The following is a 7,276-nucleotide window of genomic DNA, read 5'->3' as shown; positions in this document are numbered from 1 at the left end:
GATTCAACGCCCCGATCTGAGCATCGGAGGAGGTGATCGGAAACCGCCGCACGATATCGTCGCGCAATGGGGACGGTGCGGGCGCGGTCAGATCAACCAATGGAAGACCGTCGTAGGTGTCTGAACGAGCCCTGGCAGAAGGCGCTGGCGCAAAGTGAGCACTGTCATCCAACTCGGCCGCATCCGGATCAAGCAGTGCCCCAAACCCACGATAGAGATCCTGAGCCCCGGCAGTTGATGGTGATGCCGGTTCTTGCATCTGCCGCGCAAGCTCCTCGCTCAACCACGCCAAAGCGTCATCGTCCGAGTGGGCGGACACCGGAGAAAGCCCCTGCGGCGAGCCGAGCTGTCGAGCGCCCTGGTGATGCCCCGGTACCGGCCCGGCAGACGGCGGCGGAAAGCCAGGCGCCCGGCTCCAAGCATTGTCGCGCAACTCAAATGATGTGGGCGAATTCGGATTAAACGATACCTCAAGACCGCCGTAGGTGTCTGAGCGAGCCCTGGCAGAAGGCGCTGGCGCAAAGTGAGCACTGTCATCCAACTCGGCCGCATCCGGATCAAGCAGTGCCTCAAACTCACGATAGAGATCCTGAGCCCTGGCAGTTGATGGTGATGCCGGTTCTTGCATCTGCCGCGCAAGCTCCTCGCTCAACCACGCCAAAGCGTCATCGTCCGAGTGGGCGGACACCGGAGAAAGCCCCTGCGGCGAGCCGAGCTGTCGAGCGCCCTGGTGATGCCCCGGTACCGGCCCGGCAAACGGCGGCGGAAAGCCAGGCGCCGGGCTCCAAGCATTGTCACGCAACTCAAATGATGCGGGCGAATTCGGATTAAACGACACCTCAATACCGCCGTAGGTATTTGAGCGAGCCCTGGCAGAGTGCGTTGGCGCTGCTTCCACGGTCGGCCAGGCAGGTTCCTGCCCAGCTTGGACTATGTCCTGCGCCTGCTCAGGAGGAACCTCGGGCCACGATGGGCCGTCTTCCACCATTAAGCGCAGATCCTGATCGTAACCTTCCGGGAGGACCAATGGCCGACTGACAGCTCGCTGCCGCGCGCTGTGCTGCGCAGCGGCGCCCCCGACGTACGTCGCGACCGCATGCGGCGCCGTGACATCTTCGTAGCCGCTCCGCAGCAGCATCGGCTGCGTCTCCCATGACGACGTACCCTGTTGATGGGTAGGCGCCGGTGTCGGCTGGCCGCCTGAATTGGCGATCTCGCTCAGCTGCCGCTCGCCGGCAACGCCTTGCGGATTGTTTAGGGTCCTCTGCCTCTTCGCTGGCCTCAACTCAGCTGTGTCATGCTCATCGTTGATGAGGACCTCCTCGCTTGGCAGGCGGTTGCTCCTGGCAAGCGCAGCCATCGGCTCGTCCGGGGACTGCTGGCGGTCGGGCTCTCCGGGATCCGGTGCCTGGTCATGGCGCGCGGCTGGCTCGAGAGATGACGACGAGCGGGGTTCGTCCATCAGCCCCAAAAGCAAATCCTGATCGCGGCCTTCCGCGGGAAGCTCCTCTGGCCGACGGCCAGTTTCCTGCGACGCGCTGTGCTGCGCAGCGGCGGCGTCGACGCGCCTCGGCTCCATCAGTACCGTGTCTTCGGGATTGATAAAGGCCACGTTCTGGGGGTGAGGATTCAGCTTAGCGCGTCGTGAGATCGGCACTTCGCCCGTCGACCGCAAGGTCCGGAGATAGTCGATTGCCTGAACGAGTCTCTTTGGATTACCCTCTCCGGTGAACTCGAGCACCTCACCGCCATCGGTCAGCGACTTATTGTCGAGCCGATCACGAATGCTCGGTTTTTCTTTTGCGAAAAGCCAACGGCTAAAGCTACGAAGAGAACCTCCGTGCTGCTCGGCAGCGGATTTGCTGAACCCGCCCTTGATGAGGGCCCTCTCAAGCCCCGAAATAAGGGGAGCATCCACGGAATAAAGAGGCTGCTTCCTCTTCCCTATCACAATCCAAGTTGACTGAGCCGACTGCGGCGCCGAGGACGACGGGCCGGGTTCATCCATCAGCCCCAAAAGCAAATCCTGATCATGGCCTTCCGCAGGAAGCAATTCCTCTGGCCAACTGCCACCCTTCTGCGACGCAATGTGCTGCGCAGCGGCGTCGCCGACCCGCCTCGACTCCCTCAGGGCCGCCTCTTCGGGATCAATATGGCGCTCGTGCTCCATCGCCTCAGCGCCGGCCTGCGATTTTCGGAGACGAGCCAGTGCGGCACCAATCCTGGAATCAGCACCGGCGACCTTCCTATAGCTCTCGACATCTCCATCAAACGACGTGCCGAGCCCAGCAGCAATGCCCGGCCTGTTGTTGTCACGCAGGTAGTCGCTGAAACTGCGAAGAGCAGTTGCATCCTTCCTGCTTGCATCCTTCTTGCCGGTATCTGTCGCTGCTTCGTTTTTGTACTCTTTGATGAGTGCCGCGTCCTGGGGATAAGGATGCAACTCAGTGCGGCCTGCGATCGGCACGATTCCGCCCGTCGACCGCGAGGTCCTGAGATGGTCTATTGCCCTATGGAGTGTCGCGGGACGCTTTTCGAACAACTCGCGCGCATCAGCGGTCAGTGACTCTTCGTCGTCGAGCCGAGCAGCAATGGGATCTTTGTTATTTGCGTAGAGCCTCTGGCCAAAGCTGAGAAGAGTACGTACATGGTCCTTGGCGGTGCCTTCGGCGGCCCCGCCCTTGATGAGGGCCTTCTCAAGCCCCGAAATAAGGGCAGCATCCTCGGGATAAAGAGGCCGTCTCCTCCTCCCTCTCAAAATCCCAGTTGACTGAGTCGGCTGCGGCGCCGAGGACGACGCGCCGGGTTCGTCCATCGGCCCCAAAAGCAAATTCTGATCATGGCCTTCCGCAGGAAGCAATTCCTCTGGCCAACTGCCAGCTTTCTGCGACGAACTGTGCTGCGCAGCGGCGTCGCCGACCTGCCTCGACTCCTTCAGGGCCGCGTCTTCGGGATCAATATTGCGCTCGAGATCCATCGCCTTAGCGCCGGCCGACGATTTTCGGAGACGATCCAGCGCGACACCGATTTTCGAACGAAAAGCGGAGACTTTCTTATAGCTCTTAACATCTTCATTTAACAACTCGCCGCGAAGCCGACCAACAATACCCTTCTTGTTGTTGTCACGCAGGTAGTCGCTGAAATTGCGAAGAGCGGTTGCATCCCTCTTGCCCATCTCTGACGCTACTTCGTTTTGGTACTCTTTGATGAGTTCCGCGTCCTGCTGATAAGGATTTACCTCAACGTGGCGTGTGATCGGCACGACTTCGCCGGTCGACTGCGAATTTCGGAGATGACCTATTGCTGTAAGAAGTTTCCAGGGCTCACCCTCTCCGCTGAACTCGCGCGCATCTTGAGACAGCGATTTTTTGTCGTCGAGCCGAGCAGAGATGCCCTTTTTGTTATTTGCGGAGAGCCAATGGCCAAAGCCGCGAAGAACACGTAAATAGTTATTGGTGGTGCCTTTGGCGGCCCCGCCCTTCGTAAGGGCCTTCTCAAGCCCCGAGATAAGGCGAGCATCCTCGGAGTAAAGGATCTGATTGCACTGCCTCCCTATCAAAACCTCCGTTGATTGAGCCGGCTGCAGCGCAGCGGCGGCCGGCATTGCTCCACCACCCACACCTGACCTGCTGATCTCTCTCAATTGCCGCTCAAAGGTCGCCGCGGCTGCAGACGGAGCCGCGGGTGAGCTCTCTTGCGGACCCGTGCTGCCCGATTGTTCATGCACCGACTTGGTCGAGGGGAAATCCATCCGTCCTCCTCAAATATGAACCTGGGCTATCGATCTGACATGCCGGCAATCAGCAACAAACCGCCCTTTACAGCGCCGGCAGGCACGCACCGTGAGCATCGGCAGCGGATGTTCTTCCAAGGGGATCAGCCCTGTATGTTTGTTAAACTTAAATGGGGAAGCTGTCGAGAACCTGATGACGACAATTGCCGCGCCAAGACAGCATGGCGCATGTGCCTGCGCGCTTCGCCGTCAACAGCCGATAGACCGAAGATTCAGAGACAAAATACTGCTCCTCATCGGTGAGGCGTACGGCCAGCTTTCGCGGCGAGGACTATCTCCAGCCAACATCTTTGTGAATCGACGCTGAACATTGACCCATCAAGCACTTGGGACGCCGATCGGCGTCCGGACCCCATATGGACCCCGCCCGATTGCAACGACCGACTTGATCAGGATCGACGGCCACAACTACTGACGTATATCCGGCTTCTTGATGCGGCTGGACAACGTCTCCGCCGCGAGCCTCGATGGTTTTCGCATGCTTCTGTGAATCGGCGCGGGGGTCCGACGCCGATCGGCGCCGGGGTCACTTTTCCGGCACTTGAAGAATCAAGACGTTAGCCCACGAGATGGACTGATTGAGGGGTCAAATTTCGATCCGCATTCACACACGCACTCGCATTCAAGGCCAAGGTGGCGTTAGCGGCGATCAAGGATCAAGGGCGAGATGACGCTGGCCGAGCTGGCTGAGCATTTCGACGTGCATCCGAACCAGATCACGCAGTGGAAGTCCCAGCTTCAGGAAGCGGCGGCCGAGGTCTTTGGTCCTCGCGGTGGCAACAGAACGAGCGAGCCCGCGGTGGACGTGAAAACGCTGCACGCCAAGATCGGGGAGCTGACGCTTGAGAACGATTCCTAAGAAACGGCAGCATCTACTTTCGGCTCCAAGGGCAGGAGAACAAAGCCGAATGCCTTGGCACGCCGCTACAAATTGTTGACCACTCGCGTCCGGTAGCGCGTCTCGTAGGACGAGGCCCCGGGATCGACATAGTCCATTCCGTATCGCACAGCATTGTAGAACAGAACTGCGATCTTCCGGGCCGTGGCGGTCACGGCCTTGGTCTTGCCAAAGCACTACTGCCGCTTCACAGCATAATGGCTGATCAGCCGTCGCAGTTTTCAGTTTCCGCCGCTGCGGTTGAACCAATACCTCGCTCAGGCAGTTGCTTGATCCTTCGATCTGGATGAAGGACCGCGTGGTCAAGCAGCAGACGCCGCTTCACAGACTGAGGCCGCGTTTGTTGAGCACCGTGTCCCTCAGAGCACCCTTGATCTCGCGAGCGATGTCCTTGCTGACCTGGGGTCCGAACTCCCGCTCGGCATCCGCAACGACATCGGCCTCAGCGCCGATCAGTCCCGCTTCAACGAGCTTTTGCTTCAGTCGGCCCGGGAACTCCTCCTCCAAGGCATCGGCGAGCTTTTCCTCCATCGTGGCATGGTGTTCCGGTTCAATGCGGAGCACCACATCGTCCCAAGGTTTCCAGTCCGTCGCCAAATAGTCGGCGAACCCCGTCGCCTCCTTGCTCCGCACAGACGTCTCAGCCCTGTCAATGTCTTCCTCGGTGAGGTGAGAGTCGTAGAAGTAGTTCATGTCCGGGGCGATGTGCTGCAGCCCCAGCCGCTCGCGCAGCGTGGCCTGATAGGCAAGGTAGACCTCGATTTCGTCGACGTTGTTGATGGTGCCGCCTGTGCGGAGCGATTGGACCTTCTCGCGCGCGATCCCCCCCAGTGCCTCCAAGCGGAACATGACACGGCCTAGATCAACGAGGGCCGCTACCCCCTCGTTATTGTCATAGAGCCCGTTCTCGACGTTGGCGATCAGGCGCGCGGTTTGCATGCCGTTCCAGGTCAAAGTTCTGCGATCCGCGCAGCTCTCGTTGGCGTCAAGAGCAAGCTGGAAGTACTGCGCGCGCAATTGCGGGTTGGCCGCTGCCTGCCGCAGATCATTGGCCACCCCCTGCTGGAATCCTTCGTTCCCAGAGTTCACGGTATTCCGCAGCCCGTTGAGGAAGTCTGCGTATTGCTGGGCACCGGGCTCTTCTGCAAAGCTCTGCCACTTGGCCACCACCTCGGGATCGCCCTCCTTCGGATCCCCGTTGAGCCAGTCCGCTACTGCCTCGGGAAGAGACTCCGCAGCTACTGTCTCGAGAGGAAACGGCGCAACGGCGGCGTCCTCCCACTGATCTTCGTGCGTCTCAGACAAATCAAAGACGACCCTCGGGCCGGCATACCCATCGGTACTTTGGATTGTGTCCAGGTTCATCAGCATCTCCTGGGGCAGCGGATTGCCAGACACAACCACCTCCGCAGCAGCCCCCAACTGCGTTAGCAAGCCCGTGGGTAGGCTGGTTAGCTGGTTATCGTTAAGGTAAAGTCTTCCGAGACTGGTCGGGAGAGTCTCGGGCAGGCTCGTCAATTGGTTTACACCAACGTCAAGGCTTCCGAGACTGGCCGGGAGAGTCTCGGGCAGGCTCGTCAATTGGTTTACACTAACGTCAAGGCTTTCGAGCCTGGCCGGGAGGGCCTCGGGCAGGCTCGTCAATTGGTTGTTGCCGACGTTGAGGCCCTCGAGCGCGGCCGGGAGGGTCTCAGGCAGGCTGGTGAGCCGATTGCTCCACACGTCCAGCAAGGCGAGCTCGGCCGGAAGCGCGGGCAAGCTGACCAACTGATTCCCATTAACATTGAGCGAATTGAGCGCGTCAGGGAGAGTCTCGGGCAGACTGGTCAGCCGGTTGAAGGACGCGTCGAGCGAGTGGAGCCCGGCTGGAAGTGGAGGCAGGCTGGTGAGACGCAGCATTGCAAGATTCAGCTCGCCCTGATTCCAAGCATTCACTCGCCTTACAGCCTCTTGTCGATCCTCGAGCGGGTTCTGCCCCTCTTCGGCAGCCCACTCCTCCAGCATCTGGTCGTGCCCCCCCTCCGCAGGAGCAGAATCCCCGAGATTTGCCGGATCGTCAGCGGCGAGCACCGCGTGGGTCAAGACTCCAACCCACTGCGCCTCCTCACCTTCCCGGTCCTCGCGGCCGGAAGATTCGGTGCTGCCATTACCGCGCTGAGCCTGCCCTGCATCAAAGGGATCCATTTCCTGCTCCTTGTCGGACTGAGCAAATTATGGCGACCTCTCGGCCCACATCGAACGTTGCAGCATCTAAGACATTCAGCTTACGTCGAGCTGACGAGCGTTGAACCATGTTGAGGAAGCGATCTGCGCAATTTGTGAAGGAGTTCGGCTTCGATTCGGTGCAGCCTTTCGGCTTGAGCCAGATGAGGTCCGAGAGTACCGTCAAGTTAACGAATTGGAGCGGCGGAGGGGGTAGACGAGCGGCATGCGGACTGCCAAGGACCCTCTGTTACCGCCGCCATCGCTTCCCGCCGGAAGTGATCAGCTATGCCGTTTGGTTGTATTTCCGGTTTCCCTTAAGCTTGCGCATGGTCGAGGAAATGCTGGCGGCGCGTGGCATTGGCGTGACCTATGAAACCGTG

Annotated in this window: 2 protein-coding genes and 3 pseudogenes; 2 read left to right on the top strand and 3 right to left on the bottom strand. The window is 60.0% G+C overall.

Features of this window, described 5'->3' with window-relative positions; translation table 11 throughout:
* On the bottom strand, positions 1 to 3,751 hold a 3,751-nt coding region (locus tag QJT78_RS46790), incomplete at its 3' end, for a hypothetical protein (RefSeq protein WP_281460701.1).
* Between the two features lie 675 nt (positions 3,752 to 4,426).
* On the opposite strand from QJT78_RS46790, the pseudogene QJT78_RS46785 reads away from it, so the two are divergent.
* A pseudogene (locus QJT78_RS46785) lies at positions 4,427 to 4,646 on the top strand (transposase); the annotation flags it as partial.
* Between the two features lie 2 nt (positions 4,647 to 4,648).
* Here QJT78_RS46785 and QJT78_RS46780 read toward each other — a convergent pair.
* Both QJT78_RS46780 and QJT78_RS46775 read right to left on the bottom strand, forming a co-directional pair.
* Positions 4,649 to 4,861: pseudogene (locus QJT78_RS46780) on the bottom strand (IS110 family transposase); the annotation flags it as partial.
* A 151-nt stretch (positions 4,862 to 5,012) separates the two neighbouring features.
* Positions 5,013 to 6,875, bottom strand: a complete 1,863-nt coding sequence (locus tag QJT78_RS46775) for an NEL-type E3 ubiquitin ligase domain-containing protein (RefSeq protein WP_028154325.1) — start codon at positions 6,873 to 6,875, stop codon at positions 5,013 to 5,015.
* Between the two features lie 107 nt (positions 6,876 to 6,982).
* On the opposite strand from QJT78_RS46775, the pseudogene QJT78_RS46770 reads away from it, so the two are divergent.
* Positions 6,983 to 7,276: pseudogene (locus QJT78_RS46770) on the top strand (hypothetical protein); the annotation flags it as partial.

The organism is Bradyrhizobium sp. Mp27 (assembly GCF_029953005.1).
GTDB lineage: Bacteria > Pseudomonadota > Alphaproteobacteria > Rhizobiales > Xanthobacteraceae > Bradyrhizobium > Bradyrhizobium barranii.
The sequence above is the reverse complement of the archived record's forward strand: the minus strand, read 5'-3'. Positions and strand labels throughout refer to the sequence as shown.

Excerpts from the sequence above, each read along its gene's own strand:
- QJT78_RS46775 (WP_028154325.1), bottom strand. The coding sequence starts at position 6,875 with ATGGATCCCTTTGATGCAGGGCAGGCTCAGCGCGGTAATGGCAGCACC.